Raw genomic sequence first — 19,404 nt, forward strand, 5'->3', positions numbered from 1 at the left:
CGGGTCGGGACCTGGCTAAGTAGGCCAGGAACTCGCGGTGGTTCGGAGGTTCGCGTTCGGAGCGCTGCAGAAGTCCGAGTTGGTTCCGGCCAGCAGGACGTAGTAGCCCTCGCCCTTGCGACCGCTGAACGGTGGATAGGTCCACCCGCTGTTGCACATCGAGGTGGGCGTGCCAACGGAGGCCTTACGCCAACTGGATTTGGCGCAGGCGTTGAGGGCGTCGACGTCGGAGACCGCACTCTTGGCGATCACCAACATCCCGCCGCCCCACTGCCCGTCGTTGCGGCGGTAGGCACGCGCCCCGAACCCGGCCCCGTTTACCTGGCAGCCCAGCATTCGCTGCAGCGGCTGGAAGGGTGCCGCAAGATCGCGGTTGGTGACACCTGTTGCAGCACCGAAGAATTGGGCCGCGTCCGAACCATCGACCTCTTGGATGTTGGGATCGTGGAAGGTGAACAACTGCTGGGCTATGGAGCCGCCGGCTCCTGCGCCGCCGATCACCGGACCGCTGCCGGTGGAATTCATCGCAGGCAGCACAGGGGCGGGGTCGGCGGCCGCAGCGGGGGCCACGGCCACCAGCAGCGCGGCGGCAACCCCAACCTGCCCAACCTGGAGAAGTCTTCTCATGTCTGCTTTCTACCGGAACGCCGACAGCCCGGTAAATGCCTGGCCGAGGACCAGTTGGTGCATCTCCGGGGTGCCCTCATAGGTGAGTACCGACTCGAGGTTCACCATGTGCCGAATCACCGGATACTCCAACGATATGCCGTTGCCGCCCAATATTGTTCGAGCGGTCCGGCAAATCTCGAGTGCCTCCCGGGTGTTGTTCAGCTTGCCGAAGCTGACCTGCTCGGGCCGCAACCCCACGCTGTCCTTCAATCGGCCCAGCTGCAGCGAGAGCAACTGACCCTTGTGCAATTCGACCGCCATGTCGACTAATTTGGCCTGGGTCAGCTGAAATCCCGCGATCGGACGATCGAACTGGGTCCGCTGGGCGGAGTAGTCCAGCGCGGCCTGCCACGCCGAGCGGGCCGCGCCCATCGCACCCCAAATGATCCCGTACCGCGCCTCGGACAGACACGACAGTGGTCCCTTCAAACCGGCCGCCCCGGGTAGCAACGACTCCGCGGGCAGACGCACGTCGTCCAGCACCAGTTCACTGGTGATCGACGCCCGCAACGACAGCTTGTGATGGATGGTGTTCGCGGAAAACCCCGTGGTGTCGGTCGGAACAATGAAGCCGCGGATCCCTTCGTCCGTGGCGGCCCACACCACAGCGACGTCTGCGATCGAACCATTGGTGATCCACATCTTGCGACCGTTGAGCACCCAGTCAGATCCGTCGCGCCGGGCCCGGGTTTTCATCGCGGCCGGATCGGAGCCGGCGTCGGGCTCGGTCAACCCGAAGCAGCCCACCAACTCGCCGGCAGCCATCCCGGGCAACCATTGCTGCTTCTGCTCCTCACAGCCGTTGTTCCAGATCGCGAACATCGCCAGCGACCCCTGGACCGACACCAGCGACCGGATGCCGGAATCTGCGGCCTCCAACTCCAGACACGCCAGGCCGTAGTGCACCGCAGAGGCTCCGCCGCACCCGTAGCCCTCCAGATGCATGCCCAGCAGGCCCAGCTCGCCGAACTGCTTGGCCAACTCGCGGGCCACCGGTAGGTCGCCATCCTCAAACCACTCGGCCACGTGTGGAGTCACGTGCTCGTCGCAGAATGCCCGCACGGTGTCACGTACGGCGACCTCGTCGCTGGACAGCGATGCGTCCAGGCCCAGCGGGTCGTGGGGATCGAATGACGGCGGCGGTGTGCTCATCACTCAATCCTGCCCGGTGCCGGTACTCTCGCTGCATGCAACCGCGGCGATCCCCGGCCTGGCTCGGGGTGGATGTGGTGGCCGTGCTGATTTTCTGCGCCCTCGGGCGCCGCAGCCACGATGAAGGCGTCAACGTCTCTGGCCTGGTGACTACCGCCTGGCCATTTCTGAGCGGAACGCTGGTTGGGTGGTTGCTGGCCCGCGCCTGGCGGCGGCCCGCCGAGGTGGCGCCGACCGGCGTCGTCGTCTGGGTGTCGACCGTGGTGGTCGGCATGTTGGCGCGCAAGGCGACGTCGGCCAGCGTGGCGGGGGCTTTCGTGATTGTCGCCTCGACCGTGACCGCCGTATTGCTGCTCGGGTGGCGCGCGACCGCAACGCTTCTCAGACAGCGCCGCACGGATCGCTGAGCGGCAGGGCCAGATGGTACGCACCGACGGCGATACCTGGGATCTGACCACCGGCGTCGGGATAACCGCGACCTTCAGCGCGGCCGCGCGGGCGGTAGCCACCGTAAAAGGCCTGATCAACGACCCGTTTGCCGAGTCGCTGGTCCGCGCCACCGGCGTGGAGTACTTCGTTCGGTTGATCGAGGACCAGAAGTATTCGGCCGACGGCGGCAGCGATCCGGTGACGACCGGAATGATCAACGTGCTGGCCGTGCACGGCCGGTTCCTGGACGGGTTCCTGACCGAAGCCGCGCGGACCGGTATTCGTCAGGTGGTGAACCTGGGCGCGGGACTGGACACCCGCGCGTATCGGCTGTGGTGGCCACTAGGTACCACGCTGTACGAGCTGGACCTGCCTGCCGTGACCGACTTCAAGGTCCGGGTGATGCGCGATCTGGGTGCAAAGCTGTCGGTGAATCGCTGCGCTGTGGGCGTGGACCTGCGTGATGACTGGTTGACCGCGCTGCTGCGCAGCGGCTTCGACCCAGTGCAACCGACCGTGTGGATCGCCGAGAACCTGCTGGTCGGCTACCTGCCACTGGATGCGCAGGATCGGTTGCTGCGCGACCTCACCGGCGCGAGCGCCGCCGGCAGCCAGTTCGCCGCTGAACACCTGACCTGGACACAGTTGCAGCTACAAGAGGGACATGCCTTCATCGACCAGTGGCGCCGGCAAGGCTTGGATGTCGACCTGGCCAAACTTACCTACACAGCCGAATTCCCTTCTGTTCCAGATGATCTAGCCGGTCGACGCTGGCAAGTGTCGGACCGCGACATCGTTGAGTTGCTGGCGGCGCTGGGGTTGGCGGGACGCCTGCGGATGCGCCCACGCGATGTCGCGGCCAGCCCGCGTTACGTCACCGGAATGTTGCCCGGCGACACGCGTTAGACAGTTACGTGATGTCTTCACCGTCTTCGCCCGCGCCCGACTCCGGGGGCCTGCAGTTCGTGTCCGTGACGCTTGACGATCCACGGGCGCAGCCGCTGCTCGAGGCGCTGGCCGACGAATACGCGGACCGCTACGGCGGTGACCGCCGGCTCTATCGGGAATGGATCGTCGGCGGCCCGGATGGCCAGTTCGCGGCCCCGCACGGCGGGATGCTGATCGGCGTGCTGGATGGGGATCCGGTGACCGGCGGTGCGTTCTGCCGATACGACACGCAGACCGCCGAACTCAAACGGGTCTGGACGCACCGCGACCACCGCCGCCGGGGATACGCGAGGGCGCTGCTGGCGACGCTCGAGTCTGAGATTGCGATCTGCGGTTACAAAAGGGTGTACCTCATCACCGGTGACCGCCAACCTGAGGCCGTGGAACTGTACTCCTCCACCGGCTACATCCGGTTGGCTGAACCGCTGCCCGCCCGCGGCCCGGTGTTTCCGATCGCGTTCCTGAAAGCGCTGGCATGACGTTTCACTTAGGCGTCGCACTGGACGGTTATGGCTGGCACACGCAGGCCTGGGAGTTGTGCGACGAGTTGCCCTCGGTGCTCAGCGGACGCTATTGGACCGACCTGGCGGCCACCGCCGAGCAGGGGCTGCTGGACTTTCTCACCATCGACGACACGCTGATGCCGCAGCCTGGGCGACGGGAGCGGATCGACCCGAAGCGGCTGGCCGGACGCGGCGACGCGGTGCTCCTCGCTGCCCGAATCGCGCCGGCCACCCGTCACATCGGGCTGATCCCGGTGGCCACGGTCACCCACACCGAACCGTTTCACATCTCCAAATCGATTGCCACCCTTGACTTTGTGTCACACGGGCGGGCGGGATGGCAGCCGCGGGTCAGCGTCACCAGTCACGAGGCGGCGCTTTTTGGTCGCCGCACCATCGATCCCGCCGAGTTGTTCGACGAAGCCCGTGACTACGTCGAGGTGGTGCGCAGGCTCTGGCACAGCTGGGAGGACGACGCGGTGATCCGCGACGTCTCCGCTGGGCGCTACCTCGACGTCGACAAGGTGCATTACATCGACTTCACCGGAAAGTTCTTCTCGGTCAAGGGGCCATCGATCACGCCACGCCCGCCGCAGGGTCAGCCGATTGTCGCCGTGCTGGCCCACGCCTTGCCGGTGTACGAATTCGCCTCCGAAACCGCCGATCTCGTGTTCGTCACGCCGACGGACGCCTCGATAGGCGAGATCCTGAACCAAGTGCGGGGCGTCTCGGAAAGCCTGAAGATCTTCGCCGACATTGTGGTTACGTTCCACGGGCAGGACGACTTTCGCTCCGACACGTGGGTGTGGTCGGGTAATGCTGCGGAGTTGGTCGACCTGCTGCTGGGCTGGCAACGCCTGGGAATCGCGGGAGCGCGGCTGCGTCCCGCTGTACACGCCATTGACCTCCCGGTGATAGTCGACGAGGTGGTGCCGCTGCTGCAGCGCGCCGGGGATTTCCGCGACAGCTACCGGGATGGCGAGACGTTGCGGGAAAGGCTCGGTATCACAGCATGATTCCGCTGTCGATCCTGGATCTCGCACCGGTCAGCGCCGGCAGCGACCCGGCCACCGCGCTGCGCAACACCATCGAGCTGGCCCAGCACGCCGAACGCTGGGGCTATCGCCGGTACTGGGTCGCCGAACATCACTTCGTCGCGGTCGCCAGCGCGGCGCCGGCGGTGCTGATCGGACAGATTGCGGCCAGTACCAAGCGGATTCAGGTGGGTGCCGCGGCGGTCCAGTTGGGGTACACGACGGCCGTCGCGGTGGTCGAGAGCTTCGGCATGCTGGATGCGTTCTACCCCGGCCGGATCGATCTGGGGATAGGCCGGTCCGGGCAGCGGCGTTCCGAGCAGTCTAAACCGAAGCCGCCCCGCGAGCCCAGGCCACCACGGCAGTGGCACGAAGTCGACGGGGTGGTCGTCCCGACACCGTTCGATGTGCGGGGACTGCTCGACCTCGAGCGGCTGCAGGCCACCATGAAGATCCTGCAGCAGCCGGAAGCGGTATCGCCGGACTTCGCCGAGCAGGTCGGCGACATCATCGCATTGCTCGAAGGTAACTACCGGGTAGGCGAATTCGACGTGCATGCGGTACCCGGCGAAGGATCCGGCATGCGGCCATGGATCTTCGGCAGCACCCGGGGACAGAGCGCGCGGGTAGCCGGTGCGCTGGGCTTGCCGTTTGTGGCGAGCTACCACATCACACCGGCCACCGCCCTGGAAGCAATCGAGGCCTACCGCGACACGTTCCAGCCGTCGGCGGCCCTGGCCGAGCCCTACGTGGTGGTCTCGGCCGACATTGTGGTAGCCGAGGACACCGCTACCGCCCAGCACCTGGCCGCCGGCTATGGCCAATGGGTGTACTCGATCCGCACCGGTGTCGGAGCGATGCCCTACCCGGCCCCCGACGACTTCCCGCCGCTGGCCGAGGAGCAGTACGAGCTGGTAAAGGACCGTCTGGCAACACAATTCGTCGGCAACCCGGACGAGGTCGCCGACCGGCTCACCGCGCTGGCGCGCGTTTCGGGGGCCGACGAACTTGTGGTCACCTCGGTCACCCACCGCCACCAGGACCGGCTGCGCTCACATGAACTCATTGCCCGCCGGTGGGGGCTGAATTTATGAGCCGCAAACCAATTCACCTGGCCGCGCATTTTCCCGGCGTCAACAACACCACCGTGTGGACCGACCCGACGTCCGGCAGCCAGATCGAGTTCGAGTCCTTCGTGCACCTGGCGCAGACCGCCGAGCGTGGCTTATTCGACTTCTTCTTCCTGGCCGAGGGACTCCGGCTGCGCGAGCACCGCGGACGCATCTACGACCTGGACGTGGTGGGCCGCCCGGACACCTTCACCGTGCTGGCCGCGCTGGCCGCCGTCACCGACCGGATCGGACTGACCGGCACCATCAACACCACCTTCAACGAACCCTTCGAGGTTGCAAGGCAATTCGCCACCCTGGACCACCTGTCCGAGGGCCGGGCCGGGTGGAACATCGTCACCTCTTCGGATGCCTTCACCGGGGCAAACTTTCGTCGCGGCGGTTTCCTGGCCCACGCCGATCGGTACGCTCGGGCCGAAGAATTCGTCGAGGTGGCGCGCAGGTTCTGGGACAGCTGGGCCCCGGACGCCGTGGTGCGCGAGAATGGCGTCTATGTCGACCCCGCCGGAATCGGCAGGGTCGAGTACACCGGTACTCATTTCAAGGTTGACGGTTTCGCGACACTGCCGGCCGGCCCGCAGGGTCATCCGGTGCTTTTGCAAGCCGGCGATTCCGACGAAGGCCGCAACTTCGGTGCCCGGCATGCCGACGCATTGTTCACCCTGCACGGCTCGCTGGAAGACGGGCAGCGGTATTACGCCGACGTGAAGGCGCGGGCCCGGCGGTTGGGCCGAGACCCCAACCAGCTCAAGGTTTTTCCGGCGGCGACGTTCGTCCTCGGAGACACCGCCGACGAGGCTCGCGACAAGGCGCGCCACGTTCGGCGTCAGCAGGTGAGCGGTCCCACCGCAATCGCCATGCTGGAGCAGATTTGGGGCCGCGAACTCTCCGATTACGACCCGGATGGTCCGTTGCCGGACTTCGATCCGGTCGTCGACAGCGACATCACCCAGGGCCGGGTCCGGCATGGCGACCCCGTCGCGGTGGCGCGACGCTTCCGGGAACGTGCCGAAGCGCAGAATTTGTCTATCCGGGAAGTGGTCATCGCGATGACCAGCCGGGAGCAATTCGTCGGCACCGCAACGCATGTCGCCGACGAGATTGACCGCTATGTGCAGGCCGACGCGTGCGACGGGTTTATCCTGGTGCCGCACCTCACCCCGCATGGACTTGACGAGTTCGTCGACAAGGTGGTGCCGCTGTTGCAGGAGCGTGGCGTCTACCGCACCGAGTACCCCGGGCGCATGCTGAGGGAGAATCTGGGTCTGGCCGGTTAGATCGCCCCCGCTTTGCGCAGCGCGGTGTCGGTGGCCTCGCGGATCGGGCCGCGCCACAACGGTCCGTGGCCGGGTGCCAGGATCTCGGATTCCACCTGCGCCAGCACCGACAGGGTCCGGATGCACTCTTGCTGGCTGTAGCTGAAGATCGCGGGCAGCAGCTGCGGCCCGTCGCGGACGATCAACGGATGTCCGGTGATCAGGGCGTCTCCGCTGACGAGCACGCCATCGACGAGGTACGAGCAGTGGCCGTTGGTATGACCGGGGCTGAACACCGGCTTCGGGCGGCCGGGCAGCCCCGCGGCGACGTCGTCGGTCAGCGGTTGCGCGGTCGGGATGCCGGTGCGGTTCAGGCCGCCGCTGCGCACCACGTGCAGGGTCCACAGCGCCCAGCGCGGACGCCACAGCCGCAGCGCCAATGCGGGGATCGAGACTTGCTCGAGGTAGTCACGTTTGACGTGGCCGACCTCGTCGGCGTGGCTGTACACGGGTGTGCCGTACTCGGCGGCGAACCAGATTGCGGTGCCCAGGTGGTCGATATGGGCATGGGTGAGCAGGATGGCGCGCACGTCGCCGGGGCCGTAACCCAGCTTGCTTAGTGAGGTCAGCACCTCATCGCGGTCACCGGGATAGCCGGCGTCGATCAACATCACGCCGGTGTCGTCGTGCACGAGCGTCCAGTTGACCGCGGGGCCTTGCGCGAGATGAACCTTGTCGGTGATTTGCACCAGCTCGGTCTGCTCAGTCATGAGCAATAGCGTAGGAGTAGAAAAGACACGTGGCTGAACTGAAACTCGGATACAAGGCGTCCGCCGAACAATTCGCACCTCGTGAACTCGTCGAACTCGCAGTCCTCGCCGAAGCGCACGGTATGAACAGCGCTACCGTCAGCGACCACTTTCAGCCATGGCGGCACGAGGGCGGCCACGCCCCGTTCTCGCTGGCCTGGATGACCGCGGTGGGCGAGCGCACCAAGCGGCTGCAGTTGGGCACCTCGGTGCTCACCCCCACGTTCCGGTACAACCCGGCCGTCATCGCGCAGGCTTTCGCCACTATGGGCTGTCTGTACCCCGGCCGCGTATTCCTGGGAGTTGGCACCGGAGAGGCGCTCAACGAGATCGCCACCGGTTACCAGGGCTCTTGGCCGGAGTTCAAGGAGCGGTTTGCCCGGCTACGCGAGTCGGTGCGGCTGATGCGTGAGCTCTGGCGTGGCGACCGCGTCGACTTCGACGGCGAGTACTACCGGCTCAAGGGTGCCTCGATTTACGACGTACCAGAGGGCGGTGTGCCGATCTACATCGCCGCCGGCGGTCCCGCGGTGGCCAAGTACGCCGGTCGCGCCGGCGACGGCTTCATCTGCACCTCGGGCAAGGGCGAGGAGCTTTACACCGACAAGCTGATGCCGGCCGTGCGGGAGGGCGCCGCTGCCAATGACCGCAATATCGACGACATCGACAAGATGATCGAGATCAAGATCTCCTACGACACCGACCCTGATCTGGCACTAGAGAACACCCGATTCTGGGCGCCGCTGTCGCTGAGTGCCGAACAGAAGCACAGCATCGACGACCCGATCGAGATGGAGAAAGCCGCCGACGCGCTGCCTATCGAGCAGATCGCCAAGCGCTGGATCGTGGCCTCCGACCCCGACGAAGCCGTCGAAAAAGTGGGCCAGTACGTGCAGTGGGGCCTAAACCACCTGGTGTTCCATGCACCCGGACACGACCAGCGACGGTTCCTGGAACTGTTCGAGAGGGACCTCGAGCCCAGGTTGCGCAAACTTGGTTGACGCCGGGTTGCTCGCGAAAGCGATCTACATCGCCGCTCCCGAGGCCGAGACCGGCAAGTCGACGATCGCGCTGGGCTTGCTGCACCGGCTGGCGGCAACGGTCGCCAAAGTCGGTGTATTCCGGCCGATTACGCGTCTGGGGGAGACGCACGACTACATTCTGGAGCTGCTGCTTCACCATGCCACCGCGGGCCTGCCCTACGAGCAGTGCGTCGGTGTGACCTATCAGCAGGTGCACGACGACGTCGAAGCCGCGATCGCTAGCATTGCCGACGCCTACCACGCGATGGCCGAGCAATGCGACGCGGTGGTGATCGTCGGCAGTGACTTCACCGATATCGGCGGGGCAACGAGCCCGGCCGGGTTCGCGACGAACGCCCGGATCGCGGTCAACCTGGGTGCGCCGGTATTGCTGATGGTGCGTGGCTGGAACCGCACCCCACAGGAGGTCGCCGACGTCGTGGAGGCATGCCTGGCCGAGCTTTCGGCGGTGCGTGCGCACGCCGCAGCCGTGGTGGTCAATCGTTGTGAGCCCGATGAGCTGGACGCAGTGCGCGACGCGCTGCGGAAGTTCACCCCGCGCGGCTACGTGCTGCCCGAGGCGCCGCTGCTGGCCGCGCCCACGGTCGCCGAACTCAAAGACGCAGTAGGGGGGACTCCGGTCAGCGGGGACATTTCGCTGCGCGACCGTGAGGTGATGGGCGTCATGGTCGCCGGGATGACGGCCGATCACGTGTTGGAGCGGCTCCGCGACGGCATGGCGGTGATCACCCCCGGCGACCGCTCGGATGTGGTGCTGGCGGTGGCGAGTGCACATGCGGCCGAAGGGTTTCCGTCGCTGTCATGCCTCATCCTCAACGGCGGCCTGGAGTTGCATCCGTCGATCGCGGCGCTGGTCGCGGGTCTGCACCTGCGGCTGCCCATCATCGCCACCACCCTGGGCACCTACGACACCGCTAGCGCGGCGGCATCCTCCCGCGGCCGGGTCACCGCGAGGTCCCAGCGCAAGATTGACACCGCCCTGCAGCTGATGGACCGCAACGTCGACATCGACGATCTGCTGGCGCAGCTTGCCATCCCGATACCGACGGTCACCACGCCGCAGATGTTCACGCGCCAGCTACAGCAGCAGGCGCGGCGCAACCGCAAACGCATCGTGCTGCCCGAAGGCGACGACGACCGCATCCTGCGTTCCGCCGGCCGGCTGCTGCAACGCTCGGTCGCCGAACTGACCATCCTCGGCGAGGAGTCTCAAGTTCGTTCCCGCGCAGCCGAACTCGGCGTCAGCCTGGAGGGCTCCGCAGTGATCGACCCGCGCTGCAGCGAGCTGCACGAGCAGTTCGCCGGCAAGTACGCTGAACTGCGCGCGGCCAAGGGCGTCACCCTCGAGCACGCGCGCGAAATCATGAATGATGCAACATATTTCGGAACTATGATGGTGTACACCGGAATGGTCGACGGAATGGTGTCCGGTGCGGTGCACACCACAGCGCACACCGTGCGCCCGGCGCTAGAGATCATCCGCACGGTGCCCGACGTGTCCACCGTGTCGAGCATCTTCTTGATGTGCCTGCCCGACAAGGTGTTGGCCTATGGCGACTGCGCGATCGTGCCCAACCCGACGCCCGAGCAGCTCGCCGACATCGCGATCAGCTCGGCGCGCACCGCGGCGCAGTTCGGCATCGACCCCCGGGTGGCCATGCTGTCCTACTCCACCGGCGACTCCGGCTCCGGGGCGGATGTTGACAAGGTCAGGACAGCAACGGAATTGGTGCGGTCCCGGGAGCCGGAGCTGGCTGTCGAAGGACCGATTCAATACGACGCCGCGGTAGACCCATCGGTGGCCGCAACCAAGATGCGCGACTCGCCGGTCGCCGGGCGTGCAACCGTGCTGATCTTCCCCGACCTCAACACCGGCAACAACACCTACAAGGCGGTCCAGCGCTCGGCGGGCGCCATCGCGATCGGCCCGGTGCTACAGGGGTTGCGTAAGCCGGTCAACGACCTGTCCCGGGGCGCGACGGTCGAGGACATCGTCAATACCGTTGCCATCACCGCAATTCAGGCACAGGGTGGCCATGACTGAACGTCTGGTGCTGGTGATCAACTCCGGTTCGTCATCGCTGAAGTTTCAACTCGTCGACCCCGACTCCGGGGTGTCGCGGGCCAGCGGTGTGGTGGAGCAGATCGGCGAAGCTTCGTCGCCGGTGGCCGATCACGACGCGGCGCTGCGGCGGGCCTTCGAGCTGCTGGCCGACGACGGTATGGACCTGGCCGATTGTGGGCTGGTGGCGGTCGGTCACCGGGTGGTTCACGGCGGGAATCGTTTCTACCGTCCGACGAGGCTGGACGACGACGTGATCGAGCAGCTTACCCAGCTGTCACCGTTAGCGCCGCTGCACAATCCGCCCGCGCTGCAAGGCATCGAGGTGGCGCGCAAGCTGCTGCCAGATATTCCGCACATCGCCGTGTTCGACACGGCGTTCTTTCACCACCTGCCCGCGGCCGCCGCGACCTATGCAATCGAACGCGAGCTGGCCGAGGCCTGGCAGATTCGCCGGTACGGCTTCCACGGCACATCGCACGAATACGTCAGCGGACAGGCCGCGCTGTTTCTCGGCCGAACGTTGGCCAGCGTGAATCAGATTGTGCTGCATCTGGGTAACGGTGCGTCGGCCTCAGCGGTGGCGGGCGGGCGGCCAGTGGAGACGTCGATGGGCCTGACTCCGCTGGAAGGCCTGGTAATGGGCACCCGCAGTGGCGATATCGACCCGGGCGTGTTCAGCTACCTGTGGCGCACCGCGAAGATGGGCGTCGACGACATCGAGTCGATGCTGAACCGGCGGTCCGGGGTGCAGGGGCTGGCCGGCGAGCGCGACTTCCGCCGGCTCCGGACCATGATCGAATCCGGCGATGCGGCAGCGAAATTGGCCTATGACGTGTTCATTCATCGGCTACGTAAATACATCGGCGCCTACCTGGCCGTGCTGGGTCACACCGACGTACTGAGTTTTACCGCCGGAATCGGTGAGCACGATTCGGCGGTGCGCCGCGACGCGTTGGCCGGGATGGAAGAATTGGGCATCGAATTGGACTTGGAGCGCAACAGCGCCGGATCCGGTTCGCGGCGGATCTCTTCGGACGGTTCGCGGATCACGGTGCTGGTGATCCCGACCAACGAGGAACTCGCGATCGCCCGCGACTGCCTGAGCGTTCTAGGCCGTTAGGAAGCCCAACGCCTTCCGGCCGGGCCCCACCGAGGGTGTGGGATCGGTCCCGACTGTGCGCGCCAGCACTTCGTAGTAGACGTCGCGAAAGTCGGTCGTGTACTTCAGGTCTCCGTTGTCGAGGTTGGTGAGGCTGGGCTCGTCGCCGTAAAATCCACCTTTAACGGGAGTGCCCGCGATGAACATCGGGCCCGCCGTGCCGTGATCGGTGCCTTGGGAGGCGTTGGCCCGGACCCGGCGCCCAAACTCGGAGTAGGCCATTAGCACCACGTTGGCGCCCGCGACCCGCTGCAGAAACTGAGTGACGGCCTGGTCGAAGGTTCCCAGCAACCGCTGCTGGGTCTCGCGTTCTCCGGCGTGAGTGTCGAACCCGCCGAGTTGCACGATGTACGCGCGGGTGGGAACCCGGGCTTCGACCGCCGCGGCTACCATGTTCAGTTGTCTTGCCAGCGAATTGTGTTCCTCGGTCGGCGGTTTGACCGCCTTGAAGGTGTCGTCGGTGGTGCGCGCGGCGCGGTAGGCTTTGGCCACGGCCGCCATGGCTGGTGTGTCGCCGGGGTCGTCGCGACCCAGTGCCGCCATGATCGAGGCGAACTCGTCGGCTTCGCGTGCGCCACCGGGATTCGTGGAAAGCGCTGCTGCCGTGTACTTCTGGCCCACCGCGAGTGGTGGTAGCACCGGCCCGATGTTTACCGCCCGTAGCGGGTCGTCGCCGGTTGCGTCGAGCCAGCGGCCGATCCAACCGGTCGAAACCGGTTCGGCCGGTGACGCGGTCTGCCAGATATCCATGGAGCGGAAGTGGCTGTGGTCGGGCTTGGGATAGCCGACACCGCGCACGATCGCAAGCTTTTTCTGGTTCCACAGCTGGGCCAGACCCTTCATCGCCGGGTTGAGCCCCAACTGCTGGTCGAGATGCAGCACATCGCCGGGAGCATAGGCGAGCTCCGGCCGGGCAGCATGATATGCGTTGTCCGCGTAGGGAATCAGGGTGTTGATGCCGTCGTTGCCGCCGTAGAGCGAGACGATAACCAGAACGCCCGCATTGGCGGGCAGTGGTCGATCCTGCGCTGCCCGCAACAGGTCTTGCCAACTGGCCGCCGCCGCGCCGGACAGCAGACCGGCGGCGCTGATCCCGGCACTGGCGATCAGGAATCTGCGGCGATTCAACTCGGGCATAGGCATTCTCGCTAAGACGTCAGGTATTCGGGTGTATTGACGGCGACGGCCACCAACTGCGGCGGCCTGGCCACCAGGGACGCGAGCACCGCCGCGCTTCGGTCAGACCACGCACCGACACCGATCAGGTAACCGACCGCATCGACGCGATCACGAACGGCAGTGCGCTCGATGCTGGAGAGGTCACCGGTACGGGCCAGCTGGGTTGCCGCACGCAACCGGGTGCCCGCGCTGGCGGTGGACAGCCACACCTGGCCGCTGGGCCAACCGCCGACGCTGGGCGGATAGAACGGACGTTGCCCGAGCGCCCGCATGGTCGCCTCGGCCAGCTTCAGGTGCTTCGCGTCGGTCATCGGCACCTGCAGGGTCCGGATCACGCCGACGAGCCACTCCACCGGGGTGTTCACCCTGCCGCTCGGACTGTCGACGAACTCAGGATCGGTCAGAATCGCCATGGTCAGGGCGCGCAGGTCGCGACCCGGACCGTAAGCCGCGACGATGCGGGCCAGCGCCTGGGGGGACGGCGGATCGTCGGAAGCCAACTGCTGCCACAGTCGACCCGCGACGTACTGCGACGACTTGGGCTGCGCCAGCACGGTGTCGCAAAACCCGGCGGCATCAAAGTTGCGGGTCAGGTCGAACAGCGTCTTGGTGCCCGCATCATGGCGCTTGGCGGCCAGCGAGGTCTGGCCATTGCGGTCGACCACCCAGCCGGTAAGTGCCCGGGCGCCGTTGCGCACGTCTTCCTCGGTGTAGCCGTTGCCGTGTCCCAGCGCGAACAACTCCATGAATTCGCGGGCCAGGTTCTCGTTGGGCGCTTTGGCGGTGTTGCTCTGGCCGTCCAGCCAGTGCAGCATGGCCGCGTCGGTCAGCATCGCGTAGGCCAGCGAGCGAAAGTCACCCGTCGCCATGGTGCGCAATTTGTGGTTTTGCGCGGCCATCTGCGCCGCAGTCCGCACTTTCGTCGCTGAGGTGGCAAAGTGGTTGTGCCACAACAATGTCAGCTTTTCGTGCAGCGGCTGGCGGACGGCGACCATCCGTTGCAGCCACCACCGCGACAGCGTGTCCAACTGCTCGGACAGCTGCCGGTTGTACTGCTTGCGCGATGCCGGGGTCGCCTTCTTCCCGGGCGGCGCAGGGGACGTGAACGTCGGCATCGCCGTCGCGACCGCGCCGGGGTCGGTGTTGGGATTGCTCGCTAGGGCGCCGCCGACATAAGCGCCCCAGTCCTGGGCGGCCACGGCGTCGACCTGGGCGCCGGTCGCTCCGAACCCGGCGCGGCGCAGGGCGCGGGCGGTGGTGATCCACTGCGCGGACTGTCCGGCCATGGATTTGAGTGTCCACACGAACCTTTGAATCAGCTATGACCCAGGCCGCGCATGCCTGCGGGTTGCCTGTGGATGGAAAAAGTGGTGGTGCGCTCGGCCGTAAGTCAGAACGTGCTGGTGGGCCGCACATTGTTGGCCATATCCACCAGCGTGTACCGATGCCGCTGGGTGGGTGCCACGCGGGCCAGGCTGCGCAGCGACGCCTCCACGCCCAGCCGTAAACCGTGGTCGGTGAATGGAAACCCGAGAATGTGGTTGGTGCTGGGCTGCTTGTCAGCCGGGTTGTCCTGCAGCCAATCCATAGCGCCCCCGAGCACCAGGGCCCGGATCTGCAGGACCCGAGGTTCGGTGGCCGGCAACGCTTCCACCCGTCGCGCGGCGTCGCGGATCTGTTCCTCGGTGATCTCACTCTGTGAGCGGCCGGACAACAGGGTCACTGCACTTGTCAGCCGTGCGGTGGTGAAATGCCTTGAGGTGGGCGGTACGTCGTCAAGCACTCGCACCGCCCCGTCGCGATCGCCGGCTGCAGAAAGGGATCTGGCCAACCCGAAGGCGGCCGAGATCACGCCGTCGTTGGTTCCCCACACCGTCCGGTAGAACTTCTGTTCGTCGGGTTTGCCGGCCAGCTCAGCGGTGGCGGCCAGCGCCAGCTTGGGCGCCAGTTCGCCGGGGAAGGTGTCCAGCACATCGGTGAAATCCCCGATGGCCGCGTCGTAATCGTCGGTGAGCAATTCGGCCACCGCCCGGTACCACACCAACCGCCACTGCCAGCCCACCCGCGCCGCGAGGTCGTCGAGTTTGCGGGTCGCCTTGCTGACGTCGCCGAGGTCCAGCAACGCCCGCACCTCCATCAGCGGCAGCTCCACCGACTCGGAGACGTCGGCCCCGTCGGCGTCTAGCGCGCCGTGCCGTGCCGCCCGCAACGAATCCAGGGTTTGCACCGGTTGCGAGAGCACGGTGGCTTGCAGCACCGGAGCGGCCACGTCGGCCGGGTCTACCAGCGGCACCGACAGCGCGGTGACGATCTCCTTGGCGGTCAGCTTCTCCGAGTGCACCTGGCCGTCCAGGTACACGTCGGTGTGCGCGACCAGCAGGTCCACCCCGAACGTGGACCGACTCGGGCTGAACACCGTCGACAGCCCGGGCCGCGGCACCCCGGTGTCCTGGGCGACGACTTCGCGCAGCACGCCCATCAACTGTCCGGACATCTCGTCGGCGCTGGCGAACCGCCGCCTCGGGTCGGAATCGATGGCGCGCCGCAACAGCCGCCCGAACGAGTCGTATTGGGTCAGCACCGGCTCGTCGTCGGGCAGGCCGTCCACGTACCGGCCGTTGCGGGTGCGCAGGTTCAGGGTCAGCGCGGCCAGGGTGCGTCCTACCGTGTAGATGTCGGTGGCGACGGTGGGACCGGTCCGAACGATCTCGGGGGCCTGGTATCCGGGCGTGCCGTACAGGTAGCCGAATGAGTTGATCCGCGACACCGCACCCAGGTCGATCAGCTTGAGCTGCTCCTCGGTGAGCATGATGTTCTCCGGCTTTAGGTCGTTGTAGACCAGGCCAATGGAATGCAGATAGCTCAGTGCGGGCAAGATCTCCAGGATGTAGGCGATCGCCTCGGCGACCGGCAGCTTCTCGGTTTTGCCGTTCTTGCGGCTGCGTTTGAGCGACTGCCCGCCGATGTACTCCATGACGATGTAGCCGACCGGGTCGCCGTGCTTGTCGTTGTGCTCGACGAAGTTAAAGATCTGCACGATCGAGGGGTGTACAACCTCGGCCAGGAACTGTCGCTCCGCCATCGCGATGGCCTGCGCCTCGGCGTCACCGGAGTGCACCAGGCCTTTGAGCACCACCGGCCGGTCATTGACGTTGTGGTCCACCGCCAAGTAGACCCAGCCCAGACCGCCGTGTGCGATGCAGCCCTTGACCTCATACTGACCGGCCACAATATCGCCCGGATTTAACTGCGGCACAAAGGAATACGGGCTCCCGCAGTAGGGGCACCAGCCTTCGGAGGCGCCCTTCTCCTCGGGGCCGGACCGGCCCACCGGCCGACCGCAGTTCCAGCAGAACCGCTTGGTTTCGGGCACCACGGGGTTCTTCATCAGGGCCGTGAGCGGGTCGATGTCGGGAACCCGCGCGATCTCCACCAACCCACCGGCGAGCTGCCGGATCGACGGCAGCGCGCGCGTCGCACCCGCAATCCGGTCCTGCGGCTGCGTGTCTATCGACCCCAGGGAGAACGCGAACTCGTCGTCGTCATCGTCGTCGTCGTCGAAATCGGGCCGAAACAGCGCCTGGGTGGCCTGTGGCCGGCCCGTTCTCGCGGTCGCACCGGTCTGCGCTTCCTCCGCCGGTGAGGCCGGCTGGCTACCGGGTGACTCTTCCTCCTGAAGCGTCGCCTCGCCGATTTCGTCCTCTCGCACCGGCTTGCCCATCAGTCCACGTACTTCGGTTGCGGTGGCAGCGGCGCGGGACCCAGAACCGTCAACCACTTGCGGTACAACGTGTTCCAGGTGCCGTCGCCCCGGATGCGTTCAAGTGTTCCGTTCACGAACCGGACCAGGCCGGTGTTGTCCAGATTGATCCCGATGCCGTAGGGCTGGGTCGCCATGTTCGGACCCACGATGTGCAGGTAAGGGTCTTCCTCCACCAGCCCCGCCAGGATCGAGTCGTCGGTGGATACGGCGTCGATCTGCCGTTGCTGCATCGCAACCAGGCAGTCGGCCCAGTTCACCACCGACACGATCACCGGCGGCGGCGTGATCTCCCGGATACGTCGCAGCGAGGTGGTCCCACGAGCCACGCAGACCCGCTTGCCGGACAGGTCGGAAACCTTCGCGATCGACGAGTCGCGCGGGGCAAGGATGCGCTGGTTGGCATCGAGGTAAACGGTGGAGAAGTTGACCAGCTTGCGCCGCTCGCAGGTGATCGTCATGGTCTTGACGACGATGTCGACCTGCGACTTCTGCAGGGCGGTAATGCGCTCGTCGGCGGACAGGATCCGGTACTCGACGTGGTTTGGGCCGCCGAAGATATCGCGTGCCACCTCGCCCGCGATGTCGACGTCGAAGCCGGTGATCTCTCCGGTGATGGGGTCCCGGAAGCTGAACAGGTTGCTGCCAATGTCGAGCCCGACGATCAGCCGGCCGCGGGTGCGGATGGATTCCACCGCGGCGTCGGCGTCGGCCTTGTTGGGAAACGGTCGCAGGCTGGCGGTGGGATTGCAGCCCTGGCTGTTGGAGTCGGGCGGCAGCGGGGCCTCCATCTGCAGTTCTTGCATCCCCACCGGCGTCGGCAGCGGCAGCGTCGGCGCCACCTCGACCTTCAGCGACTCGGAGTGACCGCAGCCGGCCAGCAACAAGGCCGTCAGCAGGACACACACGCTGCGGCGCATCACCGGTACTCTTTCAGCCGCGGCCAGAGCCCCAGCGCGACCGCGACGGCGGCGCCCAGGCTCAGCACCACCGCACCGACCTGCGCCCCGGCCAGGCCTCGCTTGGCGTTGAGGACGTCGTTGCGCAGGTGATTGCGGCTTTGCGTCATGGCCTTGTTGAGCGCCTCGTCGAGCTTGTCGAAGGCGGGCGTGGAGTCGTCCTCGCCCTTGCCGAGCGCCACTTGGGTGGCGGCCCGGTAGTTGCCGACCGAGATGTAGGCGTTGATCCGGTCGTTGGCCTGCTGCCAGCGCACCAGCAGTTGGTCGGCGCCCTGCAGGTCCGGCTTGTCGACCGCGTCGTGGCGGGCCATGTAGGAGTCGAGTTGGTGGTGCATGGCGTCGATGCGCTGGTAGAACGCCTGCTTGCGCACCTCTTCGTCGCCGCGGCGGATCAGCGACAGCGTTTCGTCGGCGCGGGCCTGCTGGGCAGTGATGGCGAGATTGGTCACCGTCTTGAGCGACTCGGCGGCAGTGTCTTTCGCACTACGACTAGCAGTAGTGGAGATAGCCAATGCGGTCCCGACCCATACCACCATGACGAGGATACCGAGACCGCCGACGACCAGGCCGGGATTGATTCGCCGCCGGGTGCGCCGGGCCAGCCAGCGGTGCGAGAACGCACCGAACATCACCGTGGTGGCCACCACCAGGATCACCGGCGCCGGGATCTGGGTGGACGCGGTGGTTTCGCTGTCCACCCGGGCCGACGTTGCCTGGTAGAGCCGTTGGGCGTCCGGCAGGATCCGGGACTGCATCAGCCCGGACGCCTCCGACAGGTAGGACGAACCGACCGGGTTACCGGCCCGGTTGTTCGTGCGCGCGATTTCGATCAGACCGGTATAGACCGCCAGCTCGGCATTGATCCGGCCCAGCAGCTGCACCAGCGACTCATCGGTGAGCCCGCTGGATGCACGGGTCACCGCGCTCGCGGCGTCGGTGATGGCCTGCTCGTAACGCACCCGAACGCTGCGCGGTTCGGCCTGAGCGATGAACGCGGTGGCCGCTGCGGCGTCGGCCACCGACAGCGTGGTGTACAGCCGTCCGGCTGCGAAGGACAGTGGCTCGGTGTGGTCGAGCACCGTGGTCAGCACCTGCTGACGGTGGTTGATGGTGGTGGAGGTGGCGAACGCGCTGGAGACGCCGAGGGCGGCGAGCACGATGCCGATGGTCAGGATGCGGCCGGGGGTGGTGGATATGAACCACCAACGGGGGTGGGCCGGTTCGGCGGGCGAGCGCGAGCCCAGTGGCTCGGTAGACGGGTGCGCCAGCTCAACCGTCACGTCTGTTCCGACCTCATCTTTCGGCCATG

General features: G+C 66.4%; 17 protein-coding genes. 9 read left to right on the forward strand and 8 right to left on the reverse strand.

The genetic code is table 11. The features are described 5' to 3' along the window. Nucleotides 1-15: 15 nt before the first annotated feature. Both H0P51_RS03615 and H0P51_RS03620 read right to left on the reverse strand, forming a co-directional pair. Nucleotides 16-627, reverse strand: coding sequence for a hypothetical protein (locus H0P51_RS03615; protein ID WP_180916682.1), 612 nt, complete (start codon nucleotides 625-627; stop codon nucleotides 16-18). Nucleotides 628-636: 9 nt separating this feature from the next. Next, nucleotides 637-1,821 carry an acyl-CoA dehydrogenase gene (locus H0P51_RS03620; protein ID WP_180916683.1) on the reverse strand — a complete coding sequence of 395 codons (1,185 nt, stop codon included), beginning with the start codon at nucleotides 1,819-1,821 and terminating at the stop codon, nucleotides 637-639. A 35-nt stretch (nucleotides 1,822-1,856) separates the two neighbouring features. Between H0P51_RS03620 and H0P51_RS03625 the strand changes: the two genes are divergently transcribed. The 6 genes from H0P51_RS03625 to H0P51_RS03650 are packed head-to-tail and all read left to right on the forward strand — an operon-like array spanning nucleotide 1,857 to nucleotide 7,142. Next, nucleotides 1,857-2,228: a DUF3054 domain-containing protein gene (locus H0P51_RS03625; protein WP_180916684.1), complete on the forward strand. Its 372-nt coding sequence runs from the start codon at nucleotides 1,857-1,859 to the stop codon at nucleotides 2,226-2,228. Nucleotides 2,229-2,241: 13 nt separating this feature from the next. Continuing rightward, complete coding sequence (locus H0P51_RS03630; protein WP_180916685.1) at nucleotides 2,242-3,156, forward strand: SAM-dependent methyltransferase; 915 nt, start codon at nucleotides 2,242-2,244, stop codon at nucleotides 3,154-3,156. An 11-nt stretch (nucleotides 3,157-3,167) separates the two neighbouring features. Next, nucleotides 3,168-3,677: a GNAT family N-acetyltransferase gene (locus H0P51_RS03635; protein WP_180916686.1), complete on the forward strand. Its 510-nt coding sequence runs from the start codon at nucleotides 3,168-3,170 to the stop codon at nucleotides 3,675-3,677. Beyond that, nucleotides 3,674-4,717, forward strand: a complete 1,044-nt coding sequence (locus H0P51_RS03640) for an LLM class flavin-dependent oxidoreductase (protein WP_180916687.1) — start codon at nucleotides 3,674-3,676, stop codon at nucleotides 4,715-4,717. Before H0P51_RS03635 ends, H0P51_RS03640 begins: the two co-directional genes overlap by 4 nt. Next, the gene (locus H0P51_RS03645; protein ID WP_180916688.1) at nucleotides 4,714-5,829 is read left to right on the forward strand and encodes an LLM class flavin-dependent oxidoreductase; all 1,116 of its coding nucleotides are present in this window, start codon (nucleotides 4,714-4,716) and stop codon (nucleotides 5,827-5,829) included. The genes H0P51_RS03640 and H0P51_RS03645 overlap by 4 nt, the downstream gene beginning before the upstream one ends. After that, nucleotides 5,826-7,142: an NtaA/DmoA family FMN-dependent monooxygenase gene (locus H0P51_RS03650; RefSeq protein ID WP_180916689.1), complete on the forward strand. Its 1,317-nt coding sequence runs from the start codon at nucleotides 5,826-5,828 to the stop codon at nucleotides 7,140-7,142. The genes H0P51_RS03645 and H0P51_RS03650 overlap by 4 nt, the downstream gene beginning before the upstream one ends. Here the strand turns inward: H0P51_RS03650 and H0P51_RS03655 are convergent. Next, on the reverse strand, nucleotides 7,139-7,891 hold the full coding sequence (locus H0P51_RS03655; protein ID WP_180916690.1) for an MBL fold metallo-hydrolase: 753 nt from the start codon (nucleotides 7,889-7,891) through the stop codon (nucleotides 7,139-7,141). The genes H0P51_RS03650 and H0P51_RS03655 overlap by 4 nt on opposite strands. Before the next feature lie 29 nt (nucleotides 7,892-7,920). On the opposite strand from H0P51_RS03655, the gene fgd reads away from it, so the two are divergent. The 3 genes from fgd to H0P51_RS03670 are packed head-to-tail and all read left to right on the forward strand — an operon-like array spanning nucleotide 7,921 to nucleotide 12,158. Continuing rightward, complete coding sequence (fgd, locus tag H0P51_RS03660; RefSeq protein ID WP_180916691.1) at nucleotides 7,921-8,931, forward strand: glucose-6-phosphate dehydrogenase (coenzyme-F420); 1,011 nt, start codon at nucleotides 7,921-7,923, stop codon at nucleotides 8,929-8,931. A gap of 7 nt (nucleotides 8,932-8,938) precedes the next feature. Further along, complete coding sequence (pta, locus tag H0P51_RS03665; RefSeq protein ID WP_246398698.1) at nucleotides 8,939-11,017, forward strand: phosphate acetyltransferase; 2,079 nt, start codon at nucleotides 8,939-8,941, stop codon at nucleotides 11,015-11,017. Further along, nucleotides 11,010-12,158: an acetate kinase gene (locus H0P51_RS03670; protein WP_180916693.1), complete on the forward strand. Its 1,149-nt coding sequence runs from the start codon at nucleotides 11,010-11,012 to the stop codon at nucleotides 12,156-12,158. Before pta ends, H0P51_RS03670 begins: the two co-directional genes overlap by 8 nt. On the opposite strand, the gene H0P51_RS03675 is transcribed toward H0P51_RS03670, so the two are convergent. From H0P51_RS03675 to glnX, 5 genes are all read right to left on the reverse strand, one after another. Next, nucleotides 12,147-13,334, reverse strand: a complete 1,188-nt coding sequence (locus H0P51_RS03675; RefSeq protein WP_180916694.1) for a DUF1501 domain-containing protein — start codon at nucleotides 13,332-13,334, stop codon at nucleotides 12,147-12,149. The two genes, H0P51_RS03670 and H0P51_RS03675, sit on opposite strands and share 12 nt — an antisense overlap. An 11-nt stretch (nucleotides 13,335-13,345) precedes the next feature. Then, complete coding sequence (locus H0P51_RS03680; RefSeq protein WP_180916695.1) at nucleotides 13,346-14,662, reverse strand: DUF1800 domain-containing protein; 1,317 nt, start codon at nucleotides 14,660-14,662, stop codon at nucleotides 13,346-13,348. A 104-nt stretch (nucleotides 14,663-14,766) separates the two neighbouring features. Then, nucleotides 14,767-17,097 carry a serine/threonine-protein kinase PknG gene (locus H0P51_RS03685; RefSeq protein WP_180916696.1) on the reverse strand — a complete coding sequence of 777 codons (2,331 nt, stop codon included), beginning with the start codon at nucleotides 17,095-17,097 and terminating at the stop codon, nucleotides 14,767-14,769. Beyond that, nucleotides 17,097-18,056, reverse strand: a complete 960-nt coding sequence (locus H0P51_RS03690) for a glutamate ABC transporter substrate-binding protein (protein ID WP_180916697.1) — start codon at nucleotides 18,054-18,056, stop codon at nucleotides 17,097-17,099. The genes H0P51_RS03685 and H0P51_RS03690 overlap by 1 nt, the downstream gene beginning before the upstream one ends. Continuing rightward, on the reverse strand, nucleotides 18,056-19,375 hold the full coding sequence (gene glnX / locus H0P51_RS03695; RefSeq protein WP_180916698.1) for a protein kinase G-activating protein GlnX: 1,320 nt from the start codon (nucleotides 19,373-19,375) through the stop codon (nucleotides 18,056-18,058). Before glnX ends, H0P51_RS03690 begins: the two co-directional genes overlap by 1 nt. Nucleotides 19,376-19,404: the final 29 nt, after the last annotated feature.

This window comes from Mycobacterium vicinigordonae, from assembly GCF_013466425.1.
GTDB lineage: Bacteria > Actinomycetota > Actinomycetes > Mycobacteriales > Mycobacteriaceae > Mycobacterium > Mycobacterium vicinigordonae.

Bases quoted from the DNA above. Each gene is read 5' to 3' on its own strand.
- H0P51_RS03620 (WP_180916683.1), bottom strand. From the start codon at position 1,821: ATGAGCACACCGCCGCCGTCATTCGATCCCCACGACCCGCTGGGCCTG.
- H0P51_RS03645 (WP_180916688.1), top strand. From the start codon at position 4,714: ATGATTCCGCTGTCGATCCTGGATCTCGCACCGGTCAGCGCCGGCAGC.
- H0P51_RS03690 (WP_180916697.1), bottom strand. From the start codon at position 18,056: ATGCGCCGCAGCGTGTGTGTCCTGCTGACGGCCTTGTTGCTGGCCGGC.
- H0P51_RS03655 (WP_180916690.1), bottom strand. From the start codon at position 7,891: ATGACTGAGCAGACCGAGCTGGTGCAAATCACCGACAAGGTTCATCTC.
- H0P51_RS03650 (WP_180916689.1), top strand. From the start codon at position 5,826: ATGAGCCGCAAACCAATTCACCTGGCCGCGCATTTTCCCGGCGTCAAC.
- H0P51_RS03640 (WP_180916687.1), top strand. From the start codon at position 3,674: ATGACGTTTCACTTAGGCGTCGCACTGGACGGTTATGGCTGGCACACG.
- H0P51_RS03630 (WP_180916685.1), top strand. From the start codon at position 2,242: ATGGTACGCACCGACGGCGATACCTGGGATCTGACCACCGGCGTCGGG.
- H0P51_RS03675 (WP_180916694.1), bottom strand. From the start codon at position 13,334: ATGCCCGAGTTGAATCGCCGCAGATTCCTGATCGCCAGTGCCGGGATC.
- H0P51_RS03685 (WP_180916696.1), bottom strand. From the start codon at position 17,097: ATGGGCAAGCCGGTGCGAGAGGACGAAATCGGCGAGGCGACGCTTCAG.
- H0P51_RS03635 (WP_180916686.1), top strand. From the start codon at position 3,168: ATGTCTTCACCGTCTTCGCCCGCGCCCGACTCCGGGGGCCTGCAGTTC.
- H0P51_RS03670 (WP_180916693.1), top strand. From the start codon at position 11,010: ATGACTGAACGTCTGGTGCTGGTGATCAACTCCGGTTCGTCATCGCTG.
- H0P51_RS03680 (WP_180916695.1), bottom strand. From the start codon at position 14,662: ATGGCCGGACAGTCCGCGCAGTGGATCACCACCGCCCGCGCCCTGCGC.
- H0P51_RS03615 (WP_180916682.1), bottom strand. From the start codon at position 627: ATGAGAAGACTTCTCCAGGTTGGGCAGGTTGGGGTTGCCGCCGCGCTG.
- H0P51_RS03625 (WP_180916684.1), top strand. From the start codon at position 1,857: ATGCAACCGCGGCGATCCCCGGCCTGGCTCGGGGTGGATGTGGTGGCC.